Here is a 14,449-nt window from a genome sequence, read left to right on the forward strand (position 1 = left end):
CATCAAGGTGTGACTGGGGGCAGCATCATTTCGCGAATTAACGCCGCCAGCTGGACGACCGCCTGCTCCTCCCGCTCGCCCCATCCCCATGAGGTATTGAAACGGAAAAACGGTGTCCAGATATTGGAGGTGGAAAACATTTTGCCGGGCGCAATGCTGATTTGATGAGTTAATGCCTTTTCACTCAACTGCCCCGCATCCAGCTGTTCAGGCAGTTCCAGCCATAAAAAGTAGCCGCTGTCGTTATGATGGATTTTGACGCCAGCAGGCATATGGCGCAAAAGCGATTGCCAGGCCTGCTGTTTGCGTTCAGCAAGCGTGCGCCGCAGGCGACGAAGGTGGGCGTCGTAACGTTTGGTCGCCAGGTAATCCACCAGCGCCAGCTGCATGGGGGAGCTGGTGGATAACGTACTCATCAGCTGTAACTGCTGAATACGGCGCGCATGTTTTCCCGCCGCCACCCAGCCAATACGAAAACCGGCCACCAGACACTTGGAGAATGAGGAGCAGTGCAACGTCATATCCTGCTTATCCCATGCCTTTGCCGGAAGCGGCTTTTCGCGGCCAAAGTAGAGTTCGCTGTAAACATCGTCTTCAATCAGCGTGACGTTATGCCGGGTTAATAAGGCCACCAGCTGAGCTTTCTTCTCTGCACTCAGCGTGAAGCCGAGCGGGTTCTGACTGTTGGTCATCAGCCAGCAGGCTTTCACCGGATAATCATTTAACGCCTGCTCAAGGGCACTGAGATCGATGCCCTCACGCACGTCAGTAGCAACCGACAGCGCTTTCAGTTTCAGACGTTCAAGTGCCTGGAGTGCGCCATAAAAACAGGGGTTTTCAACGATAACCCAGTCACCTGGTTCAGTGACAGCCTGCAAACTAAGGTTGAGTGCTTCGAGCGCGCCCGCGGTGATCACAATTTCATCCGGGGAGATATTCATCCCCTGCTGAGCGTAGCGACGGGCAATGGCATGACGTAAGTCGACGTTACCCGGCGGCAGGTTTTCAATCACGCTCATGGCCGTGGCCGTTTTACTGACATTAGCCAGCGAGCGGTTGAGTTGCTGAAGCGGGAATAGGCGCGGATCGGGAAATGCCGAGGCAAAAGGGACAACGGAGGGGTCGCGGCTGGCCTGTAGCACGTCGAAGATATAGGTGTTGATGTCAACTACTTCATCGCGCATCACCTGCGCGGGTGGTGCTGGCTGGTGTGTGGTCGGACGGGCGGCAACGTAATAGCCTGACTGCGGTCTGGCAACAATGCGCCCCTGACTTTCCAGCATCTGATACGCGTGGCCCACGGTCATGAAACTCATGCCGCTGCTTGCCACCTGCTCTCGCAGAGAAGGCAGCTTATCGCCCGGCAACCATACGCCAAGCTCAATCTGCGAGATAATTTGTTGCGCCAGACGCTGGTATTTTTTCATCAGATTCTCCTTATTGCTGACAGTGTATATCAGCAGGAGAAAAAGAGAAGAATTTGCTAACTGTTATAGGAAACGCGGTAGATTACTTGCGGTACTCAGTAATGTGATTCTGAGCAGAACGCGCTGCGGCCAGGTGGTCGAGCGTGATCATCGACGATTTGCAGAAAATGCATTTTGCGCCGAACGGATTTTTGTCAGACACATCAAAAGCTGAGGTGCGGTACTGCGAGCCATGACAGCATGGGCAGCGGAAATGGATATAAGAAGTCATAGGATTCTCCTGTAAACGTAAAAACGTAAATTACTCATGAGCCGATCAGGCAAAAGTTGGTTCGATACAAAACTAATCGGAATGTAGATAAAGACCCAAGAGAGGCTGCGGAGAGGCACAACGTGATGAGAACTGCTTTATAAAACTACGTCAGATATTTATTTGGATTCAAAACCAGAAATCCATTAACGCATGTTGCTGGCGACAAAGCAAGCTGTTTAATGCGTAATAATCATAAAAAGAAATTTTTTATTCTTACTTGTTAGCTGTATCAGCCAGAAAAAGTTCACCTTTTCACACAACTGTTATAGATAAATTATCGATTTCTGCTTCTGATATCTCATTCCCCCCCTCTTTAACATAACAGTACACCGTTTAACATTGAGGCAATGCATGTTTGGTCCAGATGCGTTTCATCTTGCGCGAATACAGTTCGCCTTTACCGTATCCTTTCATATTATTTTTCCGGCGATAACCATTGGCCTGGCGAGCTATCTCGCCGTGCTGGAAGGGCTGTGGCTGAAAACAAAAAACCCCGTCTGGCGTTCGCTGTACCATTTCTGGTCGAAGATCTTCGCCGTCAACTTTGGGATGGGCGTGGTCTCCGGCCTGGTGATGGCTTATCAGTTTGGCACCAACTGGAGCGGGTTTTCGCAGTTTGCGGGCAGCATTACCGGCCCTCTGCTGACCTATGAAGTGCTCACCGCGTTCTTCCTTGAGGCGGGGTTCCTCGGGGTTATGTTGTTTGGCTGGAATAAGGTCGGGCCGGGGCTGCACTTCTTTTCGACCTGCATGGTGGCACTGGGGACCCTCATGTCTACGTTCTGGATCCTCTCGTCAAACAGCTGGATGCAGACACCGCAAGGGTATGAAATCATCAACGGTCAGGTCGTTCCGGTGGACTGGTTTGCCGTGGTGTTTAACCCCTCCTTCCCTTACCGCCTGCTGCACATGTCGATAGCGGCATTTCTCAGCAGTGCACTGTTTGTCGGAGCCTCCGCGGCCTGGCATTTGCTGCGCGGAAACAACACCCCTGCCATTCGCACCATGTTCTCCATGGCGTTGTGGATGACGTTGATCGTAGCCCCTGTTCAGGCACTGGTGGGTGATATGCACGGGCTTAATACCTTAAAACACCAGCCCGCGAAAATAGCCGCCATTGAAGGCCACTGGGAGAATTCGCCGGGTGAGCCTACTCCACTGCTGCTGTTTGGCTGGCCGGATATGGATCAGGAACGGACCCGTTTTAGCCTTGAAATTCCCGCTCTCGGCAGCCTTATCCTGACCCACAGTTTCGATAAACAGGTTCCGGCATTGAAGGAGTTCCCAAAAGACGATCGCCCGAACGCCACCATTGTCTTTTGGTCTTTCCGCATCATGGCCGGTTTAGGGATGTTGATGCTCTTCCTGGGCATGGTGGCGGTCTGGCTGCGTTACAAACAGCGCCTCTACACCTCACGTTCCTTCCTGTGGTTTACCCTGCTGATGGGGCCGTCCGGGCTAATCGCGATCCTCGCCGGATGGGTAACAACGGAGGTCGGCCGCCAGCCCTGGGTCGTCTATGGGCTACAGCGTACGAAGGATGCGGTTTCCGCACATGGCGATCTGCACATGAGCATCAGCTTGCTGGCCTTCTTCGTGGTTTATACCGCGGTGTTCGGCGTGGGTTACAGCTATATGGTGCGTCTGATTAAAAAAGGGCCGCAGCCTTATGAATCCTTCGCGACTGAATCCGATGGCCGCCCTGCTCGTCCGCTTTCCGCCGTCACCACTGAATTTAAGGAGTAACCGTAATGGGTATCGATCTTTCCATTATCTGGTTCGTGATTATCGTTTTCGCCACGTTGATGTATATCGCGATGGACGGTTTTGATCTGGGGATTGGCATACTGTTTCCGGTAACGCCGAAAGCGGACGATCGCGACGTAATGGTCAACAGCGTGGCTCCCGTCTGGGACGGCAACGAAACCTGGCTGGTGCTTGGCGGTGCGGCCCTGTTTGGCGCCTTTCCTCTCGCCTATGCGGTGATCATCGACGCGCTAACCATTCCACTGACAATAATGCTGATCGGGCTTATATTTCGTGGCGTCGCCTTCGAATTTCGCTTCAAAGCGACTCCGGCGCACCGTCCGTTCTGGGATAAGGCCTTTATTGGCGGGTCAATTGTGGCGGCCTTCAGCCAGGGCATCACCGTCGGCGCGGTCATCCACGGGTTCAGCGTCACCGGTCGCGCTTACAGCGGTGGTCCGTTTGACTGGTTTACCGCGTTCAATCTTTTCTGCGGTGCGGGTCTTGTGGTGGCTTACGCGCTGTTAGGATCAACGTGGCTGGTAATGAAAAGTGAAAATGCCCTGCAACAGCGGATGCGTCAGGTATCGAAAGTGCTTCTGCTCCTGCTTCTGGTATTCATTGCGGTAATCAGTATATGGACCCCTCTCGCCCAACCAGCCATTGCTGCGCGCTGGTTTACGCTGCCGAATCTGTTTTATCTGCTGCCCGTTCCTGCGCTGGTTGCGATCCTGAGTCTGTGCCAGTGGCGCTGCCTGAACGATCCTGCGAGCCATACACTGCCGTTTATCATGACGTTAGGGCTGGTTTTTCTTGGCTTTACCGGGCTTGGGATCAGCATCTGGCCGCATATCATCCCGCCGGACATTACCCTCTGGCAGGCCGCTGCGCCAGCCCAAAGCCAGGGCTTCATGCTGGTGGGCGCACTGTTGATCATTCCTGTGATTCTGGTCTACACCTTCTGGAGTTATTACGTTTTTCGCGGAAAAGTACAGCATGGGGAGGGTTATCACTGATGCAACAACCTGTATGGAAACGTTTGATGTGGCTTGCCATCATCTGGGGCGGCAGCGTCCTGGCACTGGCCTGCGTAAGTATGCTCTTTAAAATGCTGATGGCCGCAGCCGGATTTACATCGCACTAATTCACTCACCGGGTGCGTTGCCGTCCGGTCCTTATCTCGCACTTTCAGATAAACCCCATTAACACCCTGGCGGGTATGGTTACACTGAAAAAATATTTACAGCATTGATAGTTTGAGAAGAAAAATGAAAAAGCTCGCGGCAGTAAGTTTAATCAGCCTCGCACTGGCTGGATGCGTTAATCCCGGTAAAGCCTCCGTTCAGACCGATCAGTTAGAGAATCACCGTTTCGTGCTGGAAAACGTTGATGGCAAAGCGGTTAAGGGCCTGAAAACGCAGCCTGAAATTCGGTTCAGCGCGCAGCCCAGTATCAGCCTGATTAACAACATTGCCGTCTCCGGCACAATGTGCAACGGCTTCAACGGCCAGGGAAAATTGTCCGAAGGAGAGTTGACGGTCAAAACGCTGGCAATGACGCGGAAACTCTGCACCGAGCCGCAGCTTAATGAACTGGATCAGACCCTCGCCGATATGCTACGCACAGGCGCTCAGGTAGACCTGACCGAAGACCAGTTAACGCTGGCGACAGCCAATAAGTCTTTAATGTTTAAGCGAGTTGAATAACTCAGTAACTCCCGCACGATCCTACGGCAAGCGACTGCTCACTACAGCGTTTGCCGTTTGGCAACGCGCACATGCCGATAGCGGAGCCGTCGAGCTGACGGGCAACGGAGAGTGACCCTCCGATCATTGCGCAGTTGGCCTGGCCTGAACTGGACATAGCCGCTCGCATACCTGGCGTAACGTGTGCCGCTGTCGCCTGCTGTACAGGTTCATTGCTGCATGCCGACAACAGTAACGCGGCACATCCGACCCAAAATGCAGAACGCATACCTTCCTCCCCATAGTTAAAGCGAAACCTATGCATAATAGGCATCACGCGCCGCATCGTCGAGAGCGGATGTGCGTATTTATGCGCTCTGGTAACAATTTCTCGCAATTTTTTATCGCGAATAGCCATCCAGTCATTGATACAGCGCATACCAAGGACACAAAAGCGAAAATCGTAAAACCTGAGCTTTGCTAAAATACACAGATAATATTCAGGGTCTGTCGTCGTTTTACAGGCCCTTCATTTTTGCGCAATGTAAGGGTGTTGTCCTATGCAAACTATTGACGGCAATGGTGCAGTCGCGTCTGTTGCGTTTCGCACCAGCGAAGTTATCGCCATCTACCCCATCACCCCAAGCTCCACGATGGCTGAACAGGCTGACGCCTGGGCTGGTAATGGGGTAAAAAACGTCTGGGGCGATGTCCCGCGGGTTGTTGAGATGCAGTCCGAAGCTGGCGCCATTGCTACCGTGCATGGTGCGTTGCAGACCGGTGCCCTGTCGACCTCGTTCACCTCGTCTCAGGGGCTGCTGTTGATGATCCCCACGCTTTACAAGCTGGCAGGACAATTAACGCCGTTTGTCCTGCACGTCGCCGCACGTACTGTAGCCACACACGCGCTCTCTATTTTTGGCGACCACTCAGACGTGATGGCCGTGCGTCAGACCGGCTGCGCTATGCTCTGCGCCAGCAGCGTGCAGGAAGCACAGGACTTCGCGCTGATTTCGCATATCGCCACGCTGAAAAGTCGAGTGCCATTTATTCATTTCTTCGATGGTTTTCGCACCTCTCACGAGATCAATAAAATCGTTCCGCTGCCGGATGACACCATACTGAACCTGCTGCCGCAGGCTGACATTGATGCCCATCGCGCTCGGGCCCTCAATCCGGAACATCCGGTGATCCGGGGTACCTCTGCCAACCCGGATACCTATTTCCAGTCCCGCGAGGCGACAAACCCGTGGTACAACGCGGTATATGAGCACGTCGAACAGGCGATGGACGATTTTGCCGCTGCGACGGGTCGCGCATATAAGCCATTTGAATATTACGGTCATCCGCAGGCCGAGCGCGTGATCGTCCTGATGGGCTCCGCCATCGGCACCTGCGAAGAGGTGGTCGATGAGCTTCTTACGCGTGGTGAAAAAGTTGGCGTACTAAAAGTTCGCCTCTACCGTCCATTCTCTGCGAAACATCTGCTCGCAGCCCTGCCGGAAAGCGCGCGTGCCGTGGCGGTACTTGACCGCACCAAAGAGCCTGGCGCGCAGGCTGAACCCCTTTACCTTGATGTAATGACCGCTCTGGCTGAGGCGTTTAATCACGGTGAACGCGAAACGCTGCCGCGCGTCATTGGCGGGCGTTATGGTTTGTCTTCCAAAGAGTTCGGGCCGGAGTGCGTCCTGGCCGTATTTGCTGAACTGCGCGAGGCAAAACCGAAGCCGCGCTTTACGGTCGGCATTTATGATGACGTGACTAACCTTTCTCTCCCTTTGCCGGAAAACACCCTGCCCTCGAATGCGAAACTGGAAGCGCTGTTCTACGGTCTGGGCAGCGACGGCAGCGTCTCGGCGACCAAGAACAACATCAAAATTATCGGTAACTCCACGCCGTGGTATGCGCAAGGGTATTTCGTCTACGATTCCAAAAAAGCGGGCGGGTTGACCGTCTCGCACCTGCGCGTCAGCGAACATCCAATCCGCTCGGCATACCTGATTTCTCAGGCGGATTTTGTTGGCTGTCATCAGCTCCAGTTTATCGATAAATACCAGATGGCCGAGCGCCTGAAGCCCGGCGGTATTTTCCTGATCAACACCCCGTATAGCGCCGATGAGGTCTGGGCACGGCTGCCCCAGGAAGTCCAGGCGGTGCTAAACCAGAAACAGGCGCGCCTGTATGTCATTAACGCCGCGAAGATCGCCCGCGAGTGCGGCCTGGCCGCGCGTATCAATACGGTTATGCAGATGGCGTTCTTCCACCTGACCAATATTCTGCCGGGCGACAGCGCGCTGATGGAGCTCCAGGGGGCGATAGCCAAAAGCTACAGCAGCAAAGGTCAGGAGCTGGTTGAGCGCAACTGGCAGGCGCTGGCGCTGGCCCGCGAGTCGCTGTTCGAGGTGCCGTTGCAGCCGGTCAATACCAGCAGCCCGAACCGGCCGCCAGTGGTGTCTGACGCTGCCCCGGATTTCGTCAAAACCGTTACGGCGGCGATGCTTGCCGGGTTGGGCGACACTCTTCCCGTCTCTGCGCTTCCGCCTGATGGCACCTGGCCGATGGGCACAACCCGTTGGGAAAAACGCAACATTGCCGAAGCGATCCCTATCTGGAAAGAAGAGCTATGCACCCAGTGCAACCACTGCGTGGCGGCCTGCCCACACTCGGCCATTCGCGCCAAAGTGGTGTCGCCAGAAGCGATGGCGGACGCACCGGAAAGTCTGCACTCGCTGGATGTAAAATCCCGTGATATGCGTGGCCAGAAATATGTTCTTCAGGTGGCACCAGAGGACTGTACCGGCTGTAACCTGTGCGTCGAGGTGTGCCCGGCGAAAGATCGTCAGGATCCCTCAATCAAAGCCATTAATATGATGTCACGTCTGGAACATGTTGAAGAAGAGAAAGTGAATTATGACTTCTTCCTCGACCTGCCCGAAATCGATCGCAACAAGCTGGAACGCATTGACATTCGTACCTCGCAGCTCATCACCCCCCTCTTCGAGTACTCCGGGGCGTGTTCCGGATGCGGTGAAACGCCGTACATCAAACTGCTTACCCAGCTTTACGGCGACCGGATGCTGATTGCCAACGCGACGGGCTGCTCGTCAATCTATGGGGGGAACTTGCCGTCTACGCCTTATACCACCGACGCGTATGGCCGCGGCCCGGCTTGGGCAAACTCGCTATTTGAGGATAACGCAGAATTTGGTCTGGGATTCCGCCTGACGGTCGATCAGCACCGCGCCCGCGTAATGCGTCTGCTGGAACAGTTTGCCGATAAAATCCCGGCAGAGCTGAATGACGCCCTGCATGCGGAGGCCAAGCCTGACGTTCGTCGCGCACAGGTTGCTGAACTGCGCCACGCGCTTCAGGGTGTTGAAGGGGCTGAACAACTGCTGACCGATGCTGACGCGCTGGTTGAAAAATCTATCTGGCTGATCGGTGGCGACGGATGGGCCTACGATATTGGTTTCGGTGGTCTTGATCACGTCCTGAGCCTCACCGAAAACGTTAACATTCTGGTGCTTGATACTCAGTGTTATTCCAACACCGGCGGACAGGCCTCGAAAGCAACGCCACTGGGTGCGGTCACGAAATTTGGTGAGCATGGCAAACGAAAGGCGCGTAAAGATTTGGGCGTCAGCATGATGATGTATGGACACGTCTACGTCGCGCAGATTTCGCTGGGCGCGCAGCTTAACCAGACGGTGAAAGCCATTCAGGAAGCGGAAGCGTATCCTGGCCCGTCGCTGATCATCGCCTATAGCCCGTGTGAGGAGCATGGCTACGATCTGGCGCTTAGCCACGACCAGATGCGTCAGCTTACCGCAACCGGCTTCTGGCCGCTGTACCGCTTTGACCCGCGCCGTGCCGATGAAGGAAAATTACCGCTGGCGCTGGATTCACGTCCGCCTTCAGACGCCCTTGCCGAAACCTTACTTCAGGAGCAGCGTTTCCGCAGGCTGAACGCTCAACAACCAGAAGTAGCAGAGCAGCTATGGAGGGACGCGGCAGCGGATCTTCAGAAGCGTTATGACTTCCTTGCACAGCTGGCGGGGAAAGCGGAAAAATCAACCAGCGAATAACCGTTATGCCCGGCTTGCCCGGGCATTTTTTTGCCATAAAAAAGCCCGATGCACGTGCACCGGGCTAATCCAGAAGTTCGGTGAAAATTGCCTCAACGTTCTGAACAATATTCACGTGAATTATGGATGAAAAAATCTTAAAGGCATATAACGCCATGGAGAATACCTTCTTTACCACTTAATTAATAATTTTTATTTTGTATCGATTATAACGATTAATTCACGGCATCAATTGTTATTTCAAACGCATCATTTGCTTTAGATTTTACTCAACCCGTAACAATTATATTTTATTCATCAACCCTCTGTGTGATTTAGCATGGGACAGCTTTCCATCCCGGAAAGTTCACTAAGCAATAAAAAAATAACTGCAAAGGAATAATCAAAATGCAAAGAAAAGTACTGGCACTGATGATCCCCGCTTTGTTAATGGCTGGAGCCGCTCACGCAGCTGAAATTTATAATAAAGACGGCAATAAACTGGATCTGTATGGCAAAGTAGATGGTCTGCATTATTTCTCTGACGATGCGTCAAAAGATGGCGACCAAACCTATATGCGTCTGGGTTTCAAAGGTGAAACCCAAATCAACGACATGATGACCGGTTACGCGCAGTGGGAATACAACATTCAGGCAAACAACACCGAAGGCTCTGACAATCAGTCCTGGACGCGTCTGGCCTTCGCGGGTGTGAAGGTGGGCGACTACGGATCCTTCGATTACGGCCGTAACTATGGCGTCCTGTACGACGTAGAAGGCTGGACCGATATGCTGCCAGAATTTGGTGGCGACTCTTATACTTATGCCGATAACTTTATGACCGGTCGTGCAAACGGCGTGGCGACCTACCGTAACACCGACTTCTTTGGTCTGGTGCAGGGTCTGAACTTCGCGGTGCAGTATCAGGGTAATAATGAAGGTAATAACTGCGATGAGAATTTCTGCTCTACTAATGAAGGGACCAACAACGGTCGTGATACACGTCATGAAAATGGTGACGGTTACGGTATCTCCGCAACCTACGATTTCGGCATGGGCTTCAGCGCAGGCGCGGCATATGCTTCATCTGACCGTACTAACGATCAGGTAAATTACACTACTGCGGGCGGTGATACTGCGGATGCATGGACCGCAGGCCTCAAATACGATGCCAACAACATTTACCTGGCTGCAATGTATTCCGAAACCCGCAATATGACGCCGTACGGCGACAATGCAGATGCGGTTGCAAATAAAACCCAGAACTTTGAAGTGACCGCACAATATCAGTTTGACTTCGGCCTTCGTCCGGCTGTTTCCTATTTACAGTCCAAAGGTAAAGATCTGGGCAATGGTCAGGACGATAAAGACCTGGTGAAATACGCTGACGTCGGTGCTACCTACTATTTCAACAAAAACATGTCCACCTATGTTGATTATAAAATCAACCTGCTGGATGAAGATGATTCATTCTACAAAAACAATGGCATCGGTACGGATGACATCGTAGCGTTAGGTCTGGTTTACCAGTTCTAATCCCGATAGCCCGCAGCGATCTGCGGGCTAATTTTATCTCTGTTTCGCCTGTTCTTTGCGAAAAGAGAGATAGCCAATTACCCCGCTGTCGCCATCCATAGGGTGATTTATCCCATCCATTACCGCCACTTCCGGGAAGTCGAATGGCGTAACATTTTCCAGACAGGCGACATTCACACCATATTCATTGGGATTGGAACGTCGTTGATGGAACGTGTAAATACCGCAAACCGAGCAGAAGAAATGGCGCGCCGTGCCGGTGTTGAAACGGTACTCTGTGAGCGTGTCCGCGCCCTGCGTCACCTTAATACCCGTCAACGGCGCGGAAACCACTACTGCCCCGCGCATCCTGCAAAACGAGCAGCTACATCGCCGTGCGGTATTCAGGCCGTCCGTCAGCTCAACAGTAAATTTCACCGCCCCACAATGACACTGTGCATGACGAATTTCAGCCATCGCTTATACCCCTTTTCTCACTAACTCAGCCGCTTTTAAAAAGACCTCATCTTCGACACCATCCCCCTTTTGCCTGCCGAGCCTCACCAGCTCATCGACAATACTTTCACGGTTGATGATCTTCTGCGCTGAAACCAGCCCGATAACGGCGGCACCAATCGCCAGCCCAACTAATCCTGTCTGTTCGTCTTTATTTTTCATAGAAGCGCTCCCTTGTCCCCCTCAAAAGCGTAGCAGGAGAACTGTAAAACGTGCTGGAACGCGGGGAAGAGGTCGGTGCTTTATCTCACCTTCTCGTCCGGCAAAACAGGGGGTTCTGAGCGGGTATCGGAATATCGTGAATAGCGTTGCGCATAGAGAGGCCGTAATGGGTGTTAAAACCGCCTTCGTAGAGGCGGCTGGTCATTACTCTGGATCTTTATCGCCTGATTCAGGCGCTGAGCCAGGATCATCTTTCGGTTTTCTTCCATCCTTTTCCGGGTTATCCGGGCTGGGATTATAATCAGGATGGTCACCATTAACGGGTCGGTCAGTCATTTTCACCTCCGTTTTTACTGCGTAAGCTGTAAGTGTAGACAACCCGTTAGTCTTAACCAAACTTCTTTGAGGGGCTCATTTGTAAATCGTGCTGGCATTCGGCGCTGCAATCCGTACCATACACGACACACTTTCGCATGCTGGTTTTTACCGGTAGCCGCAAACCCGTCTTTTATCGCTAACCAGATGGGGCACATAAATGCGCAGATGGTGTATGAAATCTATGCTACATGGATAGAAGAGATGAACACGAAGCTGACGCTTTGAAATCGTTTTCTCACCCTGTGCCCCATTTGAGATCTGAGTAACAAATAGATGCAACAAAATCAAGAGATTAACAAGAAAGAACAGTACAACCTGAATAAACTGCAAAAGCGACTGCGCCGTAACGTGGGCGAAGCCATTGCAGACTTCAACATGATTGAAGAAGGCGATCGCATCATGGTCTGCCTGTCGGGCGGTAAAGACAGCTACACCATGCTGGAGATCCTGCGCAATCTACAGCAAAGCGCACCGGTGAACTTTTCCCTGGTCGCGGTTAACCTCGATCAGAAACAGCCAGGATTCCCGGAGCATATCCTGCCGGAGTACCTTGAGAACCTGGGCGTTGAGTACAAAATCGTAGAAGAGAATACCTACGGCATTGTTAAAGAGAAGATCCCGGAGGGCAAAACGACCTGCTCGCTTTGCTCACGTTTGCGTCGCGGCATTCTGTACCGCACCGCAACCGAACTGGGCGCCACTAAGATTGCGCTTGGTCATCACCGGGACGACATTCTTCAAACACTGTTTCTGAATATGTTTTACGGCGGCAAAATGAAGGGAATGCCACCGAAGCTGATGAGTGACGACGGCAAACACATCGTGATCCGCCCACTCGCCTACTGTCGCGAGAAAGACATTGAGCGTTTCTCTCAGGCCAAAGCCTTCCCTATCATTCCGTGCAATCTGTGCGGCTCACAGCCGAACCTGCAACGTCAGGTCATTGGCGACATGCTGCGTGACTGGGATAAACGCTATCCGGGCCGCATCGAAACCATGTTCAGCGCCATGCAGAACGTGGTGCCTTCGCACCTCGCCGATGTTGAACTGTTCGATTTCAAAGGGATTAACCACGGTTCAGAGGTAGTGAATGGCGGGGATCTGGCGTTTGACCGCGAAGAGATCCCGATGCAGCCTGCTGGCTGGCAGCCAGAAGAAGAGGATGCGCAATTCGATGAACTGCGCCTGAACGTGGTGGAAGTGAAATAACCTGACTGCGTCTCAGACAGTGCTTCTGAGACGCTTTTTTCCCTTACTTCAGCAGCCGAACGCGGCAGGTTTTCCCTTTAATCTTCCCGCCCTGCAACTGTTTCCAGGCCTTATGCGCAACCGACTGGCGAACCGCTACATAGACATGTGCAGGATGGACCGTGATCTTGCCAATATCTGCCCCGTCGAGACCGATATCCCCTGTTAACGCCCCCAGAACGTCACCGGGACGCATTTTGGCTTTTTTTCCGCCGTCGATGCACAGGGTGGCCATTTCCGCTGCCAGCGGAGCGATGCTGATATTACCGGGGGCATTCACCCAGTTGAGTTTCAGTTGCTGCATTTCCGCAAGAATATTAGCGCGCTGCGCCTCTTCAGGCGCGCAGAAGCTGATCGCGAGACCGCTGTTACCCGCACGCGCGGTACGCCCGATACGGTGGATATGCACTTCCGGATCCCATGCCAGTTCGAAATTTACCACCAGTTCAAGCGATTTAATATCCAGGCCACGGGCCGCCACATCCGTTGCAACCAGCACGCGAGTGCTGCCGTTTGCGAAACGCACCAGCGTCTGATCGCGATCGCGCTGCTCCAGATCGCCATGCAGCGATAATGCGCTCTGTCCGGCATCATTCAGGGCATCGCACACCGCCTGACAATCTTTTTTGGTATTACAGAACACCACGCAGGACGCTGGCTGGTGTTGGCTAAGCAATTTTTGCAGCAGTGGAATTTTGCCCTGCTGCGACGTCTCGAAGAACTGCTGCTCAATCGCTGGCAATGCATCGACAGTATCGATTTCAATGGTCAGCGGGTTCTTCTGCACGCGCCCGCTGATCGCCGCAATCGCCTCTGGCCAGGTGGCAGAAAAAAGCAGCGTCTGACGCGTGGCGGGCGCAAAGCGGATCACGTCGTCAATCGCATCGCTGAAGCCCATATCCAGCATGCGGTCAGCTTCATCCATCACCAGCGTTTGCAGTGCATCGAGTGAAACGGTGCCTTTTTGCAGGTGATCGAGCAGACGGCCCGGCGTTGCCACAATGATATGCGGCGCGTGTTGAAGGGAATCGCGCTGCGCACCGAACGGTTGTCCGCCGCAGAGCGTTAAAATTTTAGTGTTAGGCAAAAAACGCGCCAGACGACGCAGCTCACCCGCGACCTGGTCGGCCAGCTCGCGCGTCGGGCAGAGTATCAGGGACTGGGTCTGAAACAGGGTTGCATCAATATGCTGCAACAGGCCGAGTCCAAATGCAGCCGTTTTTCCACTACCGGTTTTCGCCTGCACGCGCACGTCCCGGCCTTCAAGGATAGCTGGCAGCGCGGCGGCCTGGACAGGGGTCATAGTGAGGTAACCCAACTCATTCAGGTTAGTCAGTTGGGCTTCAGGCAGAACGTTGAGCGTGGAAAAAGCGGTCACAATATACTCTCATGGTA

Annotated in this window: 14 protein-coding genes and 1 pseudogene; 8 read left to right on the forward strand and 7 right to left on the reverse strand. The window is 53.3% G+C overall.

Annotation, left to right across the window (positions count from 1 at the left end):
- Positions 1–2: 2 nt before the first annotated feature.
- Both L3069_RS11545 and L3069_RS11550 read right to left on the reverse strand, forming a co-directional pair.
- A complete protein-coding gene (locus L3069_RS11545) occupies positions 3–1,427 on the reverse strand; it encodes a PLP-dependent aminotransferase family protein (protein WP_038416126.1) in 1,425 nt (474 codons plus the stop codon).
- Positions 1,428–1,509: 82 nt separating this feature from the next.
- Entirely contained in the window at positions 1,510–1,698 is a 189-nt protein-coding gene (locus tag L3069_RS11550) for a hypothetical protein (protein WP_017693360.1), read from the reverse strand.
- A 393-nt stretch (positions 1,699–2,091) separates the two neighbouring features.
- On the opposite strand from L3069_RS11550, the gene L3069_RS11555 reads away from it, so the two are divergent.
- The 4 genes from L3069_RS11555 (at position 2,092) to hslJ (ending at position 5,192) form a co-directional block, all read left to right on the forward strand.
- A complete protein-coding gene (locus L3069_RS11555) occupies positions 2,092–3,486 on the forward strand; it encodes a cytochrome ubiquinol oxidase subunit I (RefSeq protein ID WP_038416127.1) in 1,395 nt (464 codons plus the stop codon).
- A 5-nt stretch (positions 3,487–3,491) separates the two neighbouring features.
- Positions 3,492–4,502 carry a cytochrome d ubiquinol oxidase subunit II gene (gene cydB / locus L3069_RS11560; RefSeq protein ID WP_038416128.1) on the forward strand — a complete coding sequence of 337 codons (1,011 nt, stop codon included), beginning with the start codon at positions 3,492–3,494 and terminating at the stop codon, positions 4,500–4,502.
- Positions 4,502–4,630 carry a DUF2474 domain-containing protein gene (locus tag L3069_RS11565; RefSeq protein WP_038416129.1) on the forward strand — a complete coding sequence of 43 codons (129 nt, stop codon included), beginning with the start codon at positions 4,502–4,504 and terminating at the stop codon, positions 4,628–4,630. Before cydB ends, L3069_RS11565 begins: the two co-directional genes overlap by 1 nt.
- A gap of 124 nt (positions 4,631–4,754) precedes the next feature.
- Positions 4,755–5,192, forward strand: coding sequence for a heat shock protein HslJ (hslJ, locus tag L3069_RS11570; protein WP_023300211.1), 438 nt, complete (start codon positions 4,755–4,757; stop codon positions 5,190–5,192).
- 1 nt (position 5,193) lies between these two features.
- Here hslJ and L3069_RS11575 read toward each other — a convergent pair whose 3' ends face one another.
- Positions 5,194–5,460: a DUF333 domain-containing protein gene (locus tag L3069_RS11575; protein WP_003856935.1), complete on the reverse strand. Its 267-nt coding sequence runs from the start codon at positions 5,458–5,460 to the stop codon at positions 5,194–5,196.
- Positions 5,461–5,731: 271 nt separating this feature from the next.
- Here L3069_RS11575 and nifJ point away from each other — a divergent pair, with 271 nt between their 5' ends.
- On the forward strand, positions 5,732–9,256 hold the full coding sequence (gene nifJ / locus L3069_RS11580; protein WP_038416130.1) for a pyruvate:ferredoxin (flavodoxin) oxidoreductase: 3,525 nt from the start codon (positions 5,732–5,734) through the stop codon (positions 9,254–9,256).
- A gap of 387 nt (positions 9,257–9,643) precedes the next feature.
- The gene (gene ompC / locus L3069_RS11585) at positions 9,644–10,771 is read left to right on the forward strand and encodes a porin OmpC (protein WP_022648258.1); all 1,128 of its coding nucleotides are present in this window, start codon (positions 9,644–9,646) and stop codon (positions 10,769–10,771) included.
- A 33-nt stretch (positions 10,772–10,804) separates the two neighbouring features.
- On the opposite strand, the gene L3069_RS11590 is transcribed toward ompC, so the two are convergent.
- The 3 genes from L3069_RS11590 to L3069_RS27390 form a co-directional block, all read right to left on the reverse strand.
- Positions 10,805–11,227 carry a GFA family protein gene (locus tag L3069_RS11590; protein WP_023300213.1) on the reverse strand — a complete coding sequence of 141 codons (423 nt, stop codon included), beginning with the start codon at positions 11,225–11,227 and terminating at the stop codon, positions 10,805–10,807.
- 3 nt (positions 11,228–11,230) lie between these two features.
- Complete coding sequence (locus L3069_RS11595) at positions 11,231–11,428, reverse strand: hypothetical protein (RefSeq protein ID WP_022648260.1); 198 nt, start codon at positions 11,426–11,428, stop codon at positions 11,231–11,233.
- Between the two features lie 204 nt (positions 11,429–11,632).
- Positions 11,633–11,764: a hypothetical protein gene (locus tag L3069_RS27390; protein WP_255409922.1), complete on the reverse strand. Its 132-nt coding sequence runs from the start codon at positions 11,762–11,764 to the stop codon at positions 11,633–11,635.
- Between the two features lie 81 nt (positions 11,765–11,845).
- Here L3069_RS27390 and L3069_RS11600 point away from each other — a divergent pair.
- A pseudogene (locus L3069_RS11600) lies at positions 11,846–12,031 on the forward strand (site-specific integrase); the annotation flags it as partial.
- 48 nt (positions 12,032–12,079) lie between these two features.
- On the forward strand, positions 12,080–13,015 hold the full coding sequence (gene ttcA / locus L3069_RS11605) for a tRNA 2-thiocytidine(32) synthetase TtcA (protein WP_001186974.1): 936 nt from the start codon (positions 12,080–12,082) through the stop codon (positions 13,013–13,015).
- A gap of 43 nt (positions 13,016–13,058) precedes the next feature.
- Here ttcA and dbpA read toward each other — a convergent pair whose 3' ends face one another.
- Positions 13,059–14,432 (reverse strand): ATP-dependent RNA helicase DbpA, encoded by a 1,374-nt coding sequence (dbpA, locus tag L3069_RS11610; RefSeq protein ID WP_100167646.1) that lies wholly within the window; start codon positions 14,430–14,432, stop codon positions 13,059–13,061.
- Positions 14,433–14,449: the final 17 nt, after the last annotated feature.

It is taken from the genome of Enterobacter cloacae complex sp. ECL411, from assembly GCF_021869665.1.
GTDB lineage: Bacteria > Pseudomonadota > Gammaproteobacteria > Enterobacterales > Enterobacteriaceae > Enterobacter > Enterobacter intestinihominis.